Here is a 16,133-nt window from a genome sequence, read left to right as displayed (position 1 = left end):
GAAATCGGCAGCCTGCTTCGCCCGCGGGCTTTGCCCCGGCGGGCGCCGCTTCATTTCGCCGCGTCAGGCAACAATGATTACGCCGGTGAAAAGAGCAATGATAAGAATGACCAGAACGATGAATATGAGGATCTTGGCGATGCCGGCGGACACACCGGCGACGCCGCGAAAGCCGAGCAGGCTGGCAACGGCGGCAATCAGAAGAAAAATCAGGATCCATCGCAACATGATCGTCTCCCTGCATCGGCGGAACCGCCGGTTAACAGTGGAGCAGGCGATTTGTTCCATGGCGGACGGCCGGTTCGATCGGGGTCATTCGACGGGTCGAGGCCGGGTCGCGGCAAATATTCGGTGATGCCCAATCGTCGAGGGACAAAACCGAACGGATTGGGGCTCATTGGGGCTGGACATGAGGCTTCGGTTCTGCTCGTGTCCGCCGACTGGGAGTTTCGACTTTTGGCTAGGGATTGAGGAGATGGGTTTGAAGATCGGTTCGCCAAAGGAGATTTTTGCAGGCGAGGCGCGCGTGGCGATGACGCCGGACAGCGCGGTCCAACTGCAGAAGCTCGGCTATGAATGCCTGATAGAAGCCGGTGCGGGGAAGTCCGCGGGCTTTTCCGACGAGGCTTATCGCGCCGCCGGCGTGACGGTGGTCGACGGAGCCGAGGCGCTTTACGCAGGCGCCGACGTGATCGCCAAGGTGCGTCCGCCGGAAACGGCCGAGGCCGAGCGGCTGACAGCCGGCAAGACGCTGATCTCGTTCTTCTACCCCGCCCAGAACAAGGACCTTCTCGAGCTCTGCAAGGAGAAGGGTGCAAACGTCGTCGCCATGGACATGGTGCCGCGCATCAGCCGCGCCCAGAAGATGGACGCGCTTTCCTCCATGGCGAATATTGCGGGCTATCGCGCCGTCATCGAGGCGGGCAACAATTTCGGCCGCTTCTTCACCGGTCAGGTGACGGCAGCGGGCAAGGTTCCACCGGCCAAGGTGCTGGTCATAGGTGCGGGTGTCGCAGGCCTCGCCGCGATCGGGACGGCGACCTCGCTTGGCGCGATCACCTACGCCTTCGACGTGCGTCCGGAAGTGGCCGAGCAGATCGAATCGATGGGCGCCGAGTTCGTCTTCCTCGACTTTGCCGATCAGCAGCAGGACGGTGCCGCAACCGGCGGCTATGCCGCGCCGTCATCGCCGGAATTCCGCGAGAAGCAGCTCGAGAAGTTCCGCGAACTCGCTCCCGACATGGATATCGTCATCACCACGGCTCTCATTCCGGGCCGCGATGCGCCGAAGCTGTGGCTGGCCGACATGGTGGCTGCGATGAAGCCGGGTTCGGTCGTGATCGACCTTGCGGCCGAGCGCGGCGGCAACTGCGACCTCACGGTCGCAGACCAGAGGATCGTTTCCGATAACGGCGTGATCGTCATCGGCTACACGGATTTCCCGAGCCGCATGGCCGCCCAGTCCTCGACCCTTTATTCCACCAATATCCGCCACATGATGACGGATCTGACGCCCGCCAAGGACGGCGTCCTCGTCCACAACATGGAAGACGACGTCATCCGCGGCGCGACCGTGACCTATCAGGGCGAGATCACCTTCCCGCCGCCGCCGCCGAAGGTGCAGGCGATCGCCGCGCAGAAGCCGAAGGAAAAGCCGAAGGAACTGACGCCGGAGGAAAAGCGCGCTCAGGAAGTCGCCGCCTTCAAGGCGCAGACCCGCAACCAGGCCGGTCTGCTCGCCATCGGCACGGCGCTGCTGCTGATTGTCGGCGCCTATGCGCCGGCCAGCTTCATGAGCCATTTCATCGTTTTCGTGCTCGCCTGCTTCATCGGCTTCCAGGTCATCTGGAATGTCAGCCACTCGCTGCACACGCCACTGATGGCGGTGACGAACGCAATTTCCGGTATCGTCATCCTCGGCGCTCTCCTGCAGATCGGCTCGGGCAACTGGCTGGTGGTGATCCTTGCCGCATTGTCGGTGTTGATCGCCACGATCAACATCGTCGGTGGCTTCCTCGTCACCCGGCGCATGCTCGCCATGTTCCAGAAGTCCTGATCGGGGAGGGGATATAATCATGACGATCGGTATCGTTTCCGCCGCCTACATCGCCGCGGCCGTTCTTTTCATCCTTTCCCTCGGCGGTCTTTCCGGCCAGGAAAGCGCCAAGCGCGCCGTCTGGTACGGCATTATCGGCATGGGGCTTGCCGTCGTCGCCACGGTCTTCGGTCCGGGTGTCGGCAACTGGTTCATCATCCTGCTGATGATCGCCGGCGGCGCCGTGCTCGGCCACTACGTGGCAAGCCGCGTGCAGATGACCGAGATGCCGCAGCTCGTTGCTGCACTTCACTCCTTCGTCGGTCTTGCCGCCGTCTTCATCGGCTATAACGCGCATATCGAAGCATGGCGCGTGGCGACCATGGACGAGGCGGGTCGCGCGGCGCTTACGGGCTTTGCGGCGATCCTTGCCCACAAGGAGCCTGTCGAACTCGCCATCATGAAGGTCGAGGTTTTCCTCGGCGTCTTCATCGGAGCCGTCACCTTCACCGGTTCGGTCATCGCCTTCGGCAAGCTTGCCGGCAAGGTGGACGGCAAGGCCAAGAAGCTGCCGGGCGGCCACATGCTCAACGCTGGCGCGGCGATCCTGTCGTTCATAATGCTGGTGATGTATTTCAACGGCGCGGGCGTCTGGACGCTGATCCTGATGACGCTGCTCGCCTTCTTCATCGGCTACCACCTCATCATGGGCATCGGCGGCGCCGACATGCCGGTGGTGGTGTCGATGCTGAACAGCTATTCCGGCTGGGCTGCGGCGGCCATCGGCTTCACGCTCGGCAACGATCTTCTGATCGTCACCGGCGCGCTGGTCGGCTCCTCGGGTGCGATCCTCTCCTACATCATGTGCAAGGCGATGAACCGCTCCTTCGTCTCCGTCATTCTCGGCGGCTTCGGCACGACGACGGGGCCGGCGATGGAGATCACCGGCGAGCAGGTGGCGATCGACGCCGAGGGCGTTGCCGCCGCACTCAACGAAGCGGACTCGGTCATCATCGTGCCGGGCTACGGCATGGCCGTCGCGCAGGCGCAGCAGGCGGTTTCGGAACTGACCCGCAAGCTGCGCGCCGCCGGCAAGGAAGTGCGTTTCGCCATCCATCCGGTCGCCGGCCGTCTGCCGGGCCACATGAACGTGCTGCTCGCCGAGGCCAAGGTGCCCTACGACATCGTTCTGGAAATGGACGAGATCAACGACGATTTCCCGAACACGGACGTGGTCATCGTCATCGGCTCGAACGACATCGTCAATCCGGCCGCGCAGGAAGACCCGAACTCGCCGATCGCAGGCATGCCGGTTCTCGAAGTGTGGAAGGCCAAGCAGGTCTTCGTGTCCAAGCGCGGTCAGGGCACCGGCTATTCCGGTATCGAGAACCCGCTGTTCTACAAGGAGAACACGCGGATGTTCTATGGCGACGCCAAGAAATCGGTTTCCGAACTCCTGCCGATGATAAAGTAGGACCGGGCGTTACGCGACATCGAAAGCCGGGTGGAGACGCCCGGCTTTTTTGTCTCCGGCGATGACCGCTTCAGCATCATATGGCGGCGATCAGGAAGTCGAGGAGAGCGCGCAGCCTCGGCAGACGGCGCATGTCACGGTGGTAGCCCAGCCATGTGTCCCGTCCCGGCGGAGGTGCCTGGAGTTCGACGCGGCGAATGCCCGATGTCCTGTTGCCGAGCGGCACCGGGAGAACCGCCATGCCCGCTCCGCCAGCGCATAGGCGGGCCTGGACATCCCGGTTGTTGCTGCGCATGGCAACGAATGCGCCGGGAAAGCTCTCGCGGAGCCAGGCCACGTCCGGCATGCTGCCGAACGCCTCGTCCATCGTCACCACGCTCAAGCCCTCGCCGTCGCCAATCACCGGGTCGGGGAAGCCCTCCGGTACGTAAAGCCCGTACTCGACATGCGTGAACTTGCGGGAGATGACGTCGACCTCGGTGAAGGGCCGGATGCGAAACACCAGATCGGCCTCGCGGCGGGAGAGGTTGAGCAGCCGCGAATCCGTCAGCAGTTCGATCACGACCTTCGGATGCCGCCGGGAGAACTCGGCAAGCAGGGGCGACAGGACATGCACCCCGAACCAGTCCGAACTGGAGATCCTGATGAGCCCGTCGAGTTCGTTTCGGCTTCCCGCGAGGCCGCGCTCGACGGCAATCGCCTCCTCCTCCATGCGTTCGGCATGGGGCAGCAGCAACCTGCCCTCGTCGGTCAGGACAAAACCGTCGGTCGTTCTCTGGAACAGCACGGTGCCGAGCGCTGCCTCCAGGGCTTTCAGCCGCCGACCCATGGTCGGCTGGGTGAGGCCGAGCCGTCGGGCACCCGCGCCCAATGTGCCTTCGCGGGCGACCGCGAGGAAAATGCGAAAATCGCTCCATTCCGGCGTCATATGGACTCTCATTCAAAAATGAATGGATATCATGCGATATCTATAATTTCCATTCAATTTACGTGAGCGCAATCTCTGCCCATCGCAACTCAAGGAGTGATGGAGATGACCAATATGAAAGCGCTTGTTCTCGAAACCTATGGCGCGCCGTTCCGCCTCGCGCATATTGCCCGGCCGGTTGCCGGCGAGGGACAAGTCCTTGTCCGCATCAAGGCAAGCGGTGTGAATCCGCTCGACACGAAGATCCGAGCCGGCAACGGCGCGCATGCTCGCCAGTCGCTACCCGCCATTCTCGGCATCGACCTTGCGGGGACGGTGGAGGAGGTCGGCCCCGGCGTGACCGGTTTCCGGCGCGGCGACGAGGTCTACGGGATGACGGGTGGCGTGGGTGGCAATCAGGGATCGCTTGCCGAATTTGCGGCTGTCGATGCGAGGCTTCTTGCCATCAAGCCGGCCACATTGAGCATGCGGGAGGCTGCGGCGCTTCCCTTAGTCTTCATCACCGCCTGGGAAGGTCTCGTCGACCGCGTGGGCGTGAAGCCCGGCCAGACCGTGCTCGTTCTGGGGGCGGGCGGTGGGGTCGGTCACATCGCCGTGCAGATCGCCAAGGCGTTCGGCGCCGAGGTCTACGGTGTCGATAGCGCCGGCAAGGCCGATTACCTTCGCAGCCTTGGAGCCGTGCCGATCGACTATGCTTCCGAGGATGTCGAGGCCTATGTGCAGAAATACACCGGCGGGAAGGGCTTCGATGTCGTCTATGATACGGTCGGCGGCGCTTCGCTCGACACGGCCTTCAGGGCCGTCAAGCGTTTCGGCCATGTGGCGAGCAGTCTGGGCTGGGGCACCCATGCCCTTGCGCCCCTTTCCTTCAAGGCCGCGACCTATTCTGGCGTCTTCACGCTCCTGCCGCTCCTGACCGGCGAAGGCCGCGAACATCACGGCGAGATCATGCGGGAAGCCACAAGACTTGCCGAGGCCGGAAAGATCGTGCCGAGGCTGGACCGGCGACAGTTCGATTTTTCGACCGCGACCGAGGCGCACGAACTGATCGAAACACGGGCGGCAGACGGAAAGCTGGTCGTCACCATCGACTGAGGACGACATTCGTGACGCAATGGCGCGCGTCCGCAGTGTTGCGGACGCGCGCCATTGCCGTCTTGCTTATCCCTTGAACGTATAGTCCGCAATCGATTGCGGCTTCATCTCGATGGAGAAGCCCGGCAGCGACGGGGGCATGTAGGCCGCGTTCTCGATTCGGCAGGGATCGATGAAGTGTTCGTGCAGATGGTCGACGAACTCGATGACGCGGCCTTCCCTGGTGCCGGAGACGGCGATGTAGTCGATCATCGAGAGGTGCTGGACATATTCGCAAAGTCCGACGCCGCCGGCATGGGGCCAGACGGGCAGATTGTACTTTGCAGCCATCAGCAGCACGGCAAGCACTTCGTTCAGGCCGCCCATGCGGCACGAGTCGATCTGCACGATGTCGATCGCGCCGCCGGCGATCATCTGCTTGAAGACGATGCGGTTCTGGCACATCTCGCCGGTCGCGACCTTGACCGGCGCCACGGCCTTACGGATCGCCTTGTGGCCGGCGACATCGTCGGGGCTGGTCGGCTCCTCGATGAAGAACGGCTTGTAGACCGAAAGTTCCTTCACCCAGTCGATGGCCTCGCCGACTTCCCAGACCTGGTTGGCGTCGATCATCATGTAGCGGTCGTCGCCGATGACTTCGCGGGCGATCTTCAGGCGGCGCTTGTCGTCTTCCAGATCGCGGCCGACCTTCATCTTGATGTGGGTGAAGCCCTGATCGACGGCCTCCTGGCAGAGTCGGCGCAGCTTCTCGTCGGAATAGCCGAGCCAGCCGGCAGACGTGGTGTAGCAGGGATAGCCTTCCTTCTCGAGGAGGGCGATGCGCTCGGCCTTGCCTTCCTCGGCCTTCTTCAGGATCGCCAGCGCCTCGTCCGGCGTGATGGCGTCCGTCAGGTAGCGGAAGTCGACGATGGAGAGGATTTCCTCGGGCGTCATGTCCGCGACAAGGCGCCAGACCGGCTTGCCGGCCTGCTTGGCGAGGATATCCCAGACGGCGTTGACCACGGCGCCGGTGGCAAGATGCATGGCGCCCTTGTCCGGACCGATCCAGCGCAACTGGCTGTCGCTCGTCACATGCCGCCAGAAGCGGCCGGGATTGGCCTTGACCCAATCGAGATCCAGCCCCACCACCAGATGCTTCATGGCGTCGATCGCGGCGCAGCAGATCTCGTTGCCGCGGCCGATCGTGAAGGTCAGGCCATGGCCTTCAAGGCCGGGCTGGTCGGTACCCAGCACGACATAGGCAGCCGAGTAATCCGGGTCCGGATTCATCGCGTCCGAGCCGTCGAGGCTCCGGGAGGTGGGAAAGCGCAGGTCAATCGAGCGCAGGCTGGTGATCTTGGTCATAGGTCAAGGCCCTGGGGCTTGAGGGAGGGATCAGGGTGAGGGGGTCAGGAGTCGGCCTTGAAGGTCTGCTTCTGGGTGCCGAGGCTTTCGATGCCGAGTTCGACGACATCGCCGGCCTTCAGGAAGCGCTGCGGCTTCATGCCGAGGCCGACGCCGGGCGGCGTGCCGGTGGAAATGACGTCACCGGGGTGGAGCGACATGAACTGGCTGAGATAGGAAACGAGATGGGCGACGCCGTAGACCATGGTCTTCGACGAGCCGTTCTGCATTTTTTCGCCGTTGACAGTCAGCCACATCGAGAGGTTCTGGGGATCGGCGATCTCGTCCTTCGTCACCAGCCAGGGGCCGATGGGACCGAAGGTGTCGCAGGACTTGCCCTTGGTCCACTGTCCCGCCCGTTCCGTCTGGAAGGCGCGTTCGGAAACGTCGTGGGAGACGCAGTAGCCGGCGACATAGTCCATGGCTTCGGCTTCCGAGACGTATTTCGCGGTCTTTCCGATGACGACGCCGAGTTCGACCTCCCAGTCGGTCTTTTCCGAACCGCGCGGGATCAGCACGTCATCGTTCGGGCCGACAATGGCCGAGGTCGCCTTCATGAAAATGACCGGTTCCGGCGGGACCTCAGCGCCGGTTTCCGCCGCGTGGTCGGAATAGTTGAGGCCGATGCAGATGAACTTGCCGGTACCGGCAACGCAGGCGCCGATGCGGCCCGGCGCGAGTTCCGGCAGCGAGGCGGGGTCGATGGCCGCGATCTTTGCAAGGCCTTCCGGGCCGATGGCCGCGCCGCCGATATCGGCGACATGGGCGGAAAGGTCACGGATCTTGCCGTCCTTGTCGAGAAGGGCAGGTTTTTCCTGGCCAAGGGGGCCGACGCGCATGAGTTTCATCGGGGAATTCCTTTCAGATGAGATTAGATGGTCCAGCCGCCGTCGATGGCGTAGGCCTGACCAGTGGTATAGGTCGCGGTGGCGAGATGCACCGCCAGATCGGCGATTTCCTCAGGCGTGCCGAGGCGGCCCATGGGCTGGCGGGCGATGAAGGCGGCGCGGGCGGCTTCATAATCGCCCTGGGCCTTCATGCGGTCCTGCAGCGAGGGGCTTTCCACCGTGCCGGGGCAGATGGCGTTGCAGCGGATGCCCTGTGCCACATAATCGGCGGCGACCGACTTGGTGAGGCCGATGACGGCGGCCTTGGTGACGGAATAGGCACAGCGGTTCGGAACGCCCTTGATGGAGGAAGCGACCGACGCCATGTTGATGATCGCCCCGCCGCCACGCTCCAGCATGGAAGGAAGCACGGCGCGGATGGTGCGCACCATGGCGCGGACGTTGAGGTCGAAGGCGAAGTCGAGATCCTTGTCGGCCATTTCGAGCACCGAGCCGGAATGCACGAAGCCGGCGCAGTTGAACAGCACGTCGAAGGGGCCGGTCTCGGCGACGACGGCGGTAACCGCTTCGTCCTTCAGCACGTCGAGCAGGCGGGTTTCGATGTTTATCTCACTGGCAAGGCTCTTCAGCGCATCGGCATTGATGTCGGTGGCGACGACGGTCGCACCTGCGCGGGCGAAGGCGAGCGCGCTCGCCCGGCCGATGCCCTGGCCGGCAGCAGTGACCAGCACGCGCTTGTTTTCGAGTGGGAGGGGCATGGGGTTTCTTCCTTTCCTTAAGTCGGCGGATCAGGCGGCCCTAGGCCGGCGCTCGACGATGTGGATATGGTCGGCGGCGAGCACGACCTCGCCCTTCTGGTTGATGACTTCGGTGCGCTCGACGACGCGGCCGACTTCGGCACGCTTCGGATCGTCTTCCTTCAAATGAATGGTGACCCGGGTGTGGATGGTGTCGCCGATGAACACAGGGCGAATGAACCGCAGGCGGTCGTAGCCATAGGAGAAGGCAGCCGGGTTGATGACGCTGGCGGTCAGGCCGATGCCGATGGAAAAGACCATCGTGCCATGGGCGATGCGTTGGCCGAACGGGGTGGTCTTGGCGAATTCGGCATCCATGTGATGCGGGAAGAAATCGCCGGTATGGCCGGCATGGACGATGAAATCCGTCTCGGTGATGGTGCGACCCGTCGTCAGGCGCTGTGCGCCGACTTCGTAGTCCTCAAAATATCTCAGCTGTTCCATCGCGATCGTCCTTACTGCGGTAGTGTCTCGAGCGCGGTCGCAGGTGCCGCGTTCGACTGGTAGAGCGCCTCGACGAGCGCCATGGTCTTCCAGGCGTCCTCGACCGACGAGACGAGTTCGGCATCCTCGCCGGAGGCGTAGCGCTGCAGGTTGGCCATGCGGCCGACGAAGGCATCGGGGAACCAAGTGCCTTCCAGCGGCACGGTTACCCAGTCGCTGCCGCCCTTCGGGTAAATCTCCAGGATATCAGGCTCGCCGCGCGGATAATCGAGATTGACGCCGAGCTGGACATAAGCTGCACCTTCTGTGCCGCACACACGGAATTCGCAGGCCTGATGCCTGCGGCCGAACTTATGGTCGTGGTTGATCGAGACGGCGCAGCGTACCCGGTCGCCATAGTCGAGGATCGCGGTGGTGCGGGTCTGCGCCATCTTGTGGTTCGGGTGGCCGATCGACTTTGCATGCACACCCTCCGGATCGCCGAGTATCTGCCGGATCAGGTCGAGATAATGGATCGAGTGCATGGCGATCTCGATGCGCGGCAGTCCCTCGAGGAAGGCCCAGAGCTGCCATGGTGTATCGAGCGCCAGATAGACGTCGAAATCGACGACCTCGCCGAGCAATCCCTTGGCGATGGCATCCTTCAGCGCCAGCATCATCGGCGCGAAGCGGAGCTGGAAGTTCACGGCCGCCTTAAGGTTTTTGGCCCGGCAGATCTTCAGGATTTCGGTCGCGGCCGCAAGATCCGAACCCATCGGCTTCTGGATCAGCACCGGTGCGCCATCCGGCAGGGCGGACAGCACTTTTGCATGGGCTGCCGGCGGGGTGGCGAGATCGAAGATGGCGTTCTCCACTGCCGCCGCTTCCTCGACGGAGGCATAGGCCGTGACACCCCATTTGTCGGCAAGCGCCTTCGCCTTTTCGTAATCCGGATCGTAGAGCCCGGCGACGGGGAACCCGCCCTTGGCATAGGCGGGAAAATGCGCGTCGCTGACGATGGAGCCGGCGCCGAAGGTGACGATCGGGCGCGGCTTTGCCGGCCGCGGCCAGGACTGGGAAAGGGATTTCGGGTCAAAGGTCATGTGCTTTTTCCCCAAGCCGGCACAGCGTTACGCATGAAAGAATACCTCCTCCATCGACGCCCACCACTCATCATCCTTGCGGCTATCAAGGGGCTGCTGGCAGGGCATGCAGACGGCCCACCATTCCTGGGTCTTCGGGTCGGCGGCCATCTTCGCCATGTCGGCTTGGTAGTCGGTGCCGTGATATTCGAAGAAGGAGAAGAGCAGGTTCTCCGGCTCCTTCAGAAAGATCGAATAGTTCTTGATGTTGCAGGCGGAAATCATCGCCAGCACCTCGGGCCAGACGGCCGCGTGCAGGCGCTTGTATTCCTCGAGCTTTTCCGGCCTCACGCCGATCACCATGCCGATGCGCTGCATAGTCGTTTCCTCCTTATCGGATCTCGCGGTCGAATTCGGTGATCCGGCGGCCGTCGATGGCGTCCCAGTCCCACGCGATGCCGAGGCCGGGCGTCTCGGGCGCAAGCGCCATGCCGTCTTCGATCCTCAGGCGCGAGGTGGTGATGTCGTCGAGCTGGGGGATGTATTCGACATATTTGCCGTTCGGCACGGCGCAGGTCAGGCTGACATGCAGTTCCATCAGAAAGTGCGGGCAGACCGGCATGTCGAAGGCTTCGGCCGCATGCGCCACCTTGAGCCAGGGGGTGATGCCGCCAATGCGGCCGGCATCCACCTGCACGATGGAGCATGCCCCTTTCTGCATGTATTCGCGGAAGTGACGGATCGAATAGAGAGACTCGCCGACCGCGACCGGCGTGGCGGTCGCGCGATTGAGCCTGACGTGACCGTGGATATCGTCGGCCGGGAGCGGTTCCTCCAGCCAGGCGAGATCGAGTTCCCTCAACCGTTCGGCGCGGCGGATCGCCTCGTCGACGGCGAAGCCCTGATTGGCATCGGTCATGATCTCATAGGCATCGCCGACGGCCTTGCGAACGGCCGACAAACGGGCGAAGTCTTCGGAACCGCTGGGCTTGCCGATCTTCACCTTGGAGCCGCTGAAACCCCTCGATTTCGCGTCCAGCGCGTCCTCGACCAGCGCCTCGGTCGGAATATGCAGCCAGCCGCCTTCGGTGGTGTAGAGCGGGCAGCGGTCCTTTGCTCCGCCTGCGAGCTTCCACAGCGGCAGCCCCTGCTTGCGGGCGCGAAGATCCCAGAGAGCCGTGTCGATGGCCGCAAGCGCAATCGAGGTGATCGCGCCGATGGTGGTCGCATGGGTGGCGAATTCCAGCTCATGCCAGATCGCCTCGATCCGGTCGGCATCGCGGCCGATCAGGCGGGGGCTAAGATGATCGGCGAGAAGCCGCATGACGGAGGAGCCGCCGGTGCCGATGGTGTAGCTGTAGCCGGTGCCCATGGCGCCATCGCTGTCGGTGATGGTGACGAGCGGGGTTTCCTGGCTGACGAAACTCTGGATCGCATCCGTGCGCTCGACCTTCGGGCGAAGGTCGACCATTTTCAACTCTATACGTTCGATCCGTGCCATGTCAGCCTCTCAGGGTCCTGCCGGTTTCCCGGTCGAACATGTGGGCCTGAGAAAGGTCGAGCGAGAAGGAGAGGCTTTCGCCGCTCTTCAGCGCGCGCGGGTTCAGCATGCGGCTCACCCATTCACTGGCGCCGAGTTCGGCGAAAACCAGCGTCTCGTTGCCGAGCGGTTCGGTGATCGTCACCTTGAGCTCCGCCCTGTGGACGTCGGTTTCCTCCCCGGAATGGATGCCGTGACCCGTGGGATAGATGTCGTCGGGGCGAAGGCCGAAGGTGACCTTCCGGCCGGCGCTGACACGCGAGGCGAACTGCTGCGGCAGAGGCAGGCTGTCGCCATTGGCGAAGACGACGCGGCCGTCGGCGATTTCGGCGTCCTTGAGGTTCATCGGCGGCGAACCGATGAAGCCGGCAACGAACTTCGAATTCGGGCGCTGGAACACTTCCTCCGGTGTGCCGACCTGTTCGATATAACCGTCACGCATGATGACGATGCGGTCGGCAAGCGTCATCGCCTCGACCTGGTCATGGGTGACGTAGATCACCGTCGATTGCACCTTGGCGTGCAGCTTCTTGATCTCGGTGCGCATCTGGGTTCTGAGCTTGGCGTCGAGGTTCGACAGCGGTTCGTCGAACAGGAAGACGTCCGGATCGCGCACGATGGCGCGGCCCATGGCGACCCGCTGGCGCTGGCCACCGGACAGTTGCGATGGACGACGGTCGAGAAGGGCGGTCAGGTCCAGGGTGCGGGCCGCTTCCTCGACACGGGGGGCGATTTCCTCCGGCTTCATGCCGGCGATTTTCAGCGAGAAACCCATGTTTTCGCGCACGGTCATGTGCGGGTAGAGGGCATAGGACTGGAACACCATGGCGAGATTGCGGGCGCGCGGCGGCAGGTCGTTGACCACGCGGCCGCCGATCTTGAGGTTGCCGCCGGAGATCGGCTCCAGGCCGGCGATCATGCGCAGCGTCGTCGACTTGCCGCAGCCGGAGGGGCCGACGAGCGCGATGAATTCGCGGTCCGCCACTTCGAGGTCGATGCCATGCACCACTTCGAGCGCTCCATAGCGCTTGACCAGCTTTTCAAGGGAAACGGTTGCCATGGTCTATCCTTTGACTGCGCCGGAGGTAAGGCCGGATACGAGGTGTTTCTGCACGATGAACGTCAGCACGAGCGCCGGGATAATCATCACGACGGCGAGCGCGCACATGCCGCGCCAGTCGATGGTGAATTCCGCGGTGTAGTCGAGCAGGCCGACGGGCAGGGTCTTGGAGGTGACGGAACGGGTGAGCTGCGAGGCAAGCGCGAACTCGTTCCACGAGGTGAGGAAGGCGAAGATGCCGGCGGACGCGATGCCGGGGCCGGCAAGGGGGAATTCCACCTGCCAGAAGGCCTGCCAGCGGGTGCAGCCGTCGATCTGTGCGGCTTCGGCGAGATCCTTCGGCACCTGACGGAAGAAGCCGTCGATCAGCCAGATGGTGAAGGGCACGTTCAGCGCGACATAGGCGAGGATCAGGCCGAAATGGCTGTCGATGATGCCGAGTTTCGAATAGACGAAGAAGAGCGGCAGGGAGAGCGCGATGCCGGGCACTGTGCGGGTCAGCATCAGGCCGAGGAAGATGCCGGACTTGCCCTTGAAGCGGTAGCGCGCGAAGGCATAGCCGCCGGCCATGCCGATGGCGAGCGAGACGACCGTCGAGGTGATCGAGACAATCAGAGAGTTGCGGAAGTATTCGATGACCGGAATGCCGCCCTGGCCGATGCCGGAGAACATGGCGATATAGGCATCGAGGGAAAGATCCTGGGGGACCCAAACCGGGGGCTTCGCCATGATTTCCACCGTCGGGCGGAAAGAGGCGAGCACGATCCAGAGGCCGGGAAGGCAGATGATGGTCATCGCCACAAACAGGGTGACCTTGTGGGCGATGGAAAGCAGCGTGGCCTTGAAACGGTGTTGTGCGTTCTCGTTCATCTCACCACTCCGCAGCGATCTGGGTGCGGGCCGCCGCCAGCTTCCGGTAAAAATAGACGGTGAAGAGGATCGACAGCAGGATGGCGAAATAGGCCATGGCATTGGCGAGCCCCATGCGGGCGTCGGAATAGGCGGTGCGGGCGACGAGCGTCCAGAGCAGTTCCGTGCGCTTGGCCGGGCCGCCATCGGTCATGATCTTGACGATATCGTAGGCACGGGCGACGTCCAGCGAGCGGATCGTCATGGCGATATAGGCAAAGGGCATGATGAAGGGCCAGGTGACGTAGCGGAAGGTCTGGAATGGCGTGCAGCCATCGACCCGGGCGGCCTCGATCGGTTCCTTCGGCATGGCGAGCAGGCCGGCGAGGATCAGGATGGCGAAGACCGAGGTGGACGACCAGATTTCGGCGGTCAGGATCGCCCAGAAGGCGAGTTGTCCGTCGATCAGCCACGGGATCGCCTGATCGGTGAGGCCGAGCGACTGCAGCGCATTGTTAATCAGGCCGATATTGTCGTTGAACATGAACTTGAACTGGAAGCCGACGAGGATCGGCGAGAACATCATCGGAAACATCATGACGGTTCTGAGGATGCGCTGACCCTGCGTCGCCTTCTCGACCAGCATGGCGAGGCCGAGGCCGAGCAGCATTTCGAGGTTAAGCGCGACGGTGAGCAGGAGGACGGTGCGGCCGAAGGCGCTCCAGAACTCCAGATCGGTCAGGATGCGCTGATAATTGCGGAAGCCGACCAGCGTGTAGAGCGATGCCGGCTGGGTGAGCCGGAAAGCGGTAAAGCTCGAATACAGCGACAGCAGAAGAGGGATGACGACGACGGCTGCCAGGACGATGAATGCGGGCAGCAGAAGCAGGACGGGTGCCGGTGGTCTCCAGCCTTTCATGAAATGCCTCTCCTGTATGCTTTAATAGACGTGGTCCGGATGACGGCGCGGCGGAGCTTTGCATCGTGCGGGATCCCCGCTGTGTTCCGACTGCCTGTTGATTGGGCCTTGCCCCTCATCCGCCTGCCAGCACCTTCTCCCCCGCAGGCGGGGAGAAGGAACAGGCTGCGACCTGTCCGTTTCCTCTCCCCGCTTGCGGGGAGAGGGGCAGGGCGAGGGGCAATTCCATCCCGCGTGCGAGCCTTACAGCGCGCCGGCGTCCTCAAGGATTTCGGTCGCCTTCTTCGCGGCTGCGTCGAGGGCGTCCTTGGAGGACTTGTCGCCGAGGATGGCGGCCTGCAGTTCCGGATAGACGGCGTTGGAGATCTCGATCCAGGACGGCGTCTGCGGAACGGCGAAGGCATGCTTGGCCGCTTCCTGGAAGGCGCTCAGAACCTCCTTCTTGTATGGGTCGCTCTCGGCCTGTTTGATGTCCCAATCCCAGACGGCGGTGCGCGTCGGCAGCGGGCCTGCGGCGGCCTCGAGCTTCTGGCTGTCCTCGTTGGTGAGGAACCAGACGAGCGAAGCGGCGGCTTCCTTGTTGGCGCAACTCTCGGTGACCGAGAAACCATGGTGGCCGGACCAGCCGGTGCGCTTGCCGGAAGAGCCCGCCGGCTGCACCTTCACGCCGACATTGCCGGCGACCTTGGACGACTTCGGGTCGTTGAAGAAGGATGCCCAGCCAGGCCAGTCGAGATTGACCGCGATGGTGCCGGAAGCGAAACCCTGGCCGAGATCATCCCAGAGATAGTTGGTGGTGCCGGCCGGAACGGCCTTGGCCTTGTAGAGATTGACGAACCAGTCGAGCGCGCGAACGCCGGCCTCGGAATTGAAAGCCGGCTTGCCGTCCTTGTCGAGGTATTCGCCGCCTTCGGCCACCAACATTTCGAAGAAGCGGCCGTTGATCGCCTCTTCCTTGCCGGCGAACTGCGTGCCGTAGAAATCCGGCGGGCTTGCGAAGAAGATCGCCTGATCGGTGACCTGCTGCCAGGTATCCGGCGGCGCGAGGTCGTAGCCGTATTTTTCCTTGAAGGCCTTCTTCTTCGCTTCGTCCTGATAGAGGCTCTTCTGGTAGTAAAGCGCCGAGACGTCGAACTGGGCGCGCGGCAGCATGACCAGCTTGCCATCGAGCGTCGAGGCCTTGATATTCGCCGGAACGAAGGCGTCGATCTCTTCCTTGGGCAGGAGCGCGGAGAGATCGGTGTAGATATCGGGATACTGGGGAGCGAAGGAGGAGTGGTTGGAACCGACGCACCAGGAAATGTTTCCGGTGGCGATGTCCGACTTGATCTCCTTGTCGAGCTCGAAATGGTTCTTCTTGGAAATGACGTTGACCTTGGCGCCCGTCGCCTTCTCCCATTCGGCAATGCGGGCATAAAGGGCTTCGTACTGCTGACCGCCGATCAGCTTGGCATCGATGGAGACGCCTTCGAACTTGCCAGGCAGGTCGGCCGCGAAGACTGCGCCCGCCCACGCACATAGTATTGCGCCGGCTGCGACGCCGGTCCAAAATTTCGACATTTTCTCCTCCCATTCGGCTTGCGCCTCAGCCCTCACCCATGAGAGCTTCATTCATATACAAACCATTTATTTATGATGCGTCAAGCTGAAAGTGTTGCAGAGGCCTGTTTCTGCGTATATGAATGAATCTATTCATAGGG

Annotated in this window: 16 protein-coding genes; 3 read left to right on the top strand and 13 right to left on the bottom strand. The window is 62.9% G+C overall.

The features are described 5' to 3' along the window. Positions 1-63: 63 nt before the first annotated feature. Positions 64-228, bottom strand: coding sequence for a DUF1328 domain-containing protein (locus ACLBKR_RS14370; RefSeq protein ID WP_112829279.1), 165 nt, complete (start codon positions 226-228; stop codon positions 64-66). 253 nt (positions 229-481) lie between these two features. Here ACLBKR_RS14370 and ACLBKR_RS14365 point away from each other — a divergent pair, with 253 nt between their 5' ends. Both ACLBKR_RS14365 and ACLBKR_RS14360 read left to right on the top strand, forming a co-directional pair. Beyond that, a complete protein-coding gene (locus ACLBKR_RS14365) occupies positions 482-2,056 on the top strand; it encodes a Re/Si-specific NAD(P)(+) transhydrogenase subunit alpha (RefSeq protein WP_112829377.1) in 1,575 nt (524 codons plus the stop codon). A gap of 19 nt (positions 2,057-2,075) precedes the next feature. Beyond that, positions 2,076-3,509 carry an NAD(P)(+) transhydrogenase (Re/Si-specific) subunit beta gene (locus ACLBKR_RS14360; protein WP_113443323.1) on the top strand — a complete coding sequence of 478 codons (1,434 nt, stop codon included), beginning with the start codon at positions 2,076-2,078 and terminating at the stop codon, positions 3,507-3,509. Positions 3,510-3,585: 76 nt separating this feature from the next. On the opposite strand, the gene ACLBKR_RS14355 is transcribed toward ACLBKR_RS14360, so the two are convergent. After that, positions 3,586-4,437 (bottom strand): LysR family transcriptional regulator, encoded by an 852-nt coding sequence (locus ACLBKR_RS14355; RefSeq protein WP_113447736.1) that lies wholly within the window; start codon positions 4,435-4,437, stop codon positions 3,586-3,588. A gap of 105 nt (positions 4,438-4,542) precedes the next feature. Here ACLBKR_RS14355 and ACLBKR_RS14350 point away from each other — a divergent pair, with 105 nt between their 5' ends. Continuing rightward, positions 4,543-5,532, top strand: coding sequence for a zinc-dependent alcohol dehydrogenase family protein (locus ACLBKR_RS14350; RefSeq protein ID WP_414899458.1), 990 nt, complete (start codon positions 4,543-4,545; stop codon positions 5,530-5,532). Between the two features lie 66 nt (positions 5,533-5,598). On the opposite strand, the gene ACLBKR_RS14345 is transcribed toward ACLBKR_RS14350, so the two are convergent. From ACLBKR_RS14345 to ACLBKR_RS14295, 11 genes are all read right to left on the bottom strand, one after another. Next, positions 5,599-6,876, bottom strand: a complete 1,278-nt coding sequence (locus ACLBKR_RS14345) for an L-fuconate dehydratase (protein WP_113340841.1) — start codon at positions 6,874-6,876, stop codon at positions 5,599-5,601. Between the two features lie 44 nt (positions 6,877-6,920). After that, positions 6,921-7,763, bottom strand: a complete 843-nt coding sequence (locus ACLBKR_RS14340) for a fumarylacetoacetate hydrolase family protein (protein ID WP_113487136.1) — start codon at positions 7,761-7,763, stop codon at positions 6,921-6,923. 23 nt (positions 7,764-7,786) lie between these two features. Then, positions 7,787-8,521, bottom strand: a complete 735-nt coding sequence (locus ACLBKR_RS14335) for an SDR family oxidoreductase (RefSeq protein ID WP_113457325.1) — start codon at positions 8,519-8,521, stop codon at positions 7,787-7,789. A gap of 30 nt (positions 8,522-8,551) precedes the next feature. After that, entirely contained in the window at positions 8,552-9,004 is a 453-nt protein-coding gene (locus tag ACLBKR_RS14330; RefSeq protein ID WP_414899457.1) for a MaoC/PaaZ C-terminal domain-containing protein, read from the bottom strand. An 11-nt stretch (positions 9,005-9,015) separates the two neighbouring features. Further along, positions 9,016-10,086: a Gfo/Idh/MocA family protein gene (locus ACLBKR_RS14325; protein ID WP_112829287.1), complete on the bottom strand. Its 1,071-nt coding sequence runs from the start codon at positions 10,084-10,086 to the stop codon at positions 9,016-9,018. Positions 10,087-10,113: 27 nt separating this feature from the next. Continuing rightward, positions 10,114-10,443 (bottom strand): L-rhamnose mutarotase, encoded by a 330-nt coding sequence (locus ACLBKR_RS14320; RefSeq protein WP_112829288.1) that lies wholly within the window; start codon positions 10,441-10,443, stop codon positions 10,114-10,116. 13 nt (positions 10,444-10,456) lie between these two features. Further along, complete coding sequence (locus ACLBKR_RS14315) at positions 10,457-11,566, bottom strand: mandelate racemase/muconate lactonizing enzyme family protein (RefSeq protein ID WP_414899456.1); 1,110 nt, start codon at positions 11,564-11,566, stop codon at positions 10,457-10,459. A gap of 1 nt (position 11,567) precedes the next feature. Continuing rightward, complete coding sequence (locus ACLBKR_RS14310) at positions 11,568-12,665, bottom strand: ABC transporter ATP-binding protein (protein WP_414899455.1); 1,098 nt, start codon at positions 12,663-12,665, stop codon at positions 11,568-11,570. Positions 12,666-12,668: 3 nt separating this feature from the next. Beyond that, positions 12,669-13,535: a carbohydrate ABC transporter permease gene (locus ACLBKR_RS14305; RefSeq protein WP_414899454.1), complete on the bottom strand. Its 867-nt coding sequence runs from the start codon at positions 13,533-13,535 to the stop codon at positions 12,669-12,671. Between the two features lies 1 nt (position 13,536). Continuing rightward, positions 13,537-14,433, bottom strand: coding sequence for a carbohydrate ABC transporter permease (locus ACLBKR_RS14300; protein ID WP_112829292.1), 897 nt, complete (start codon positions 14,431-14,433; stop codon positions 13,537-13,539). Between the two features lie 243 nt (positions 14,434-14,676). After that, a complete protein-coding gene (locus tag ACLBKR_RS14295; RefSeq protein WP_113340837.1) occupies positions 14,677-15,993 on the bottom strand; it encodes a sugar ABC transporter substrate-binding protein in 1,317 nt (438 codons plus the stop codon). Between the last annotated feature and the right edge of the window lie 140 nt (positions 15,994-16,133).

Origin of the sequence: Paenirhizobium cremeum (genome assembly GCF_047553425.1) — a bacterium.
Classification (GTDB): Bacteria; Pseudomonadota; Alphaproteobacteria; order Rhizobiales; family Rhizobiaceae; genus Allorhizobium; species Allorhizobium cremeum.
Note: the sequence above shows the minus strand (reverse complement) of the source record. Positions and strands in the feature narration are given on the sequence as shown.

Excerpts from the sequence above, each read along its gene's own strand:
- ACLBKR_RS14370 (WP_112829279.1), bottom strand. The coding sequence starts at position 228 with ATGTTGCGATGGATCCTGATTTTTCTTCTGATTGCCGCCGTTGCCAGC.
- ACLBKR_RS14360 (WP_113443323.1), top strand. The coding sequence starts at position 2,076 with ATGACGATCGGTATCGTTTCCGCCGCCTACATCGCCGCGGCCGTTCTT.
- ACLBKR_RS14355 (WP_113447736.1), bottom strand. The coding sequence starts at position 4,437 with ATGACGCCGGAATGGAGCGATTTTCGCATTTTCCTCGCGGTCGCCCGC.
- ACLBKR_RS14350 (WP_414899458.1), top strand. The coding sequence starts at position 4,543 with ATGACCAATATGAAAGCGCTTGTTCTCGAAACCTATGGCGCGCCGTTC.
- ACLBKR_RS14345 (WP_113340841.1), bottom strand. The coding sequence starts at position 6,876 with ATGACCAAGATCACCAGCCTGCGCTCGATTGACCTGCGCTTTCCCACC.
- ACLBKR_RS14340 (WP_113487136.1), bottom strand. The coding sequence starts at position 7,763 with ATGAAACTCATGCGCGTCGGCCCCCTTGGCCAGGAAAAACCTGCCCTT.
- ACLBKR_RS14335 (WP_113457325.1), bottom strand. The coding sequence starts at position 8,521 with ATGCCCCTCCCACTCGAAAACAAGCGCGTGCTGGTCACTGCTGCCGGC.
- ACLBKR_RS14330 (WP_414899457.1), bottom strand. The coding sequence starts at position 9,004 with ATGGAACAGCTGAGATATTTTGAGGACTACGAAGTCGGCGCACAGCGC.
- ACLBKR_RS14325 (WP_112829287.1), bottom strand. The coding sequence starts at position 10,086 with ATGACCTTTGACCCGAAATCCCTTTCCCAGTCCTGGCCGCGGCCGGCA.
- ACLBKR_RS14320 (WP_112829288.1), bottom strand. The coding sequence starts at position 10,443 with ATGCAGCGCATCGGCATGGTGATCGGCGTGAGGCCGGAAAAGCTCGAG.
- ACLBKR_RS14315 (WP_414899456.1), bottom strand. The coding sequence starts at position 11,566 with ATGGCACGGATCGAACGTATAGAGTTGAAAATGGTCGACCTTCGCCCG.
- ACLBKR_RS14310 (WP_414899455.1), bottom strand. The coding sequence starts at position 12,665 with ATGGCAACCGTTTCCCTTGAAAAGCTGGTCAAGCGCTATGGAGCGCTC.
- ACLBKR_RS14305 (WP_414899454.1), bottom strand. The coding sequence starts at position 13,535 with ATGAACGAGAACGCACAACACCGTTTCAAGGCCACGCTGCTTTCCATC.
- ACLBKR_RS14300 (WP_112829292.1), bottom strand. The coding sequence starts at position 14,433 with ATGAAAGGCTGGAGACCACCGGCACCCGTCCTGCTTCTGCTGCCCGCA.
- ACLBKR_RS14295 (WP_113340837.1), bottom strand. The coding sequence starts at position 15,993 with ATGTCGAAATTTTGGACCGGCGTCGCAGCCGGCGCAATACTATGTGCG.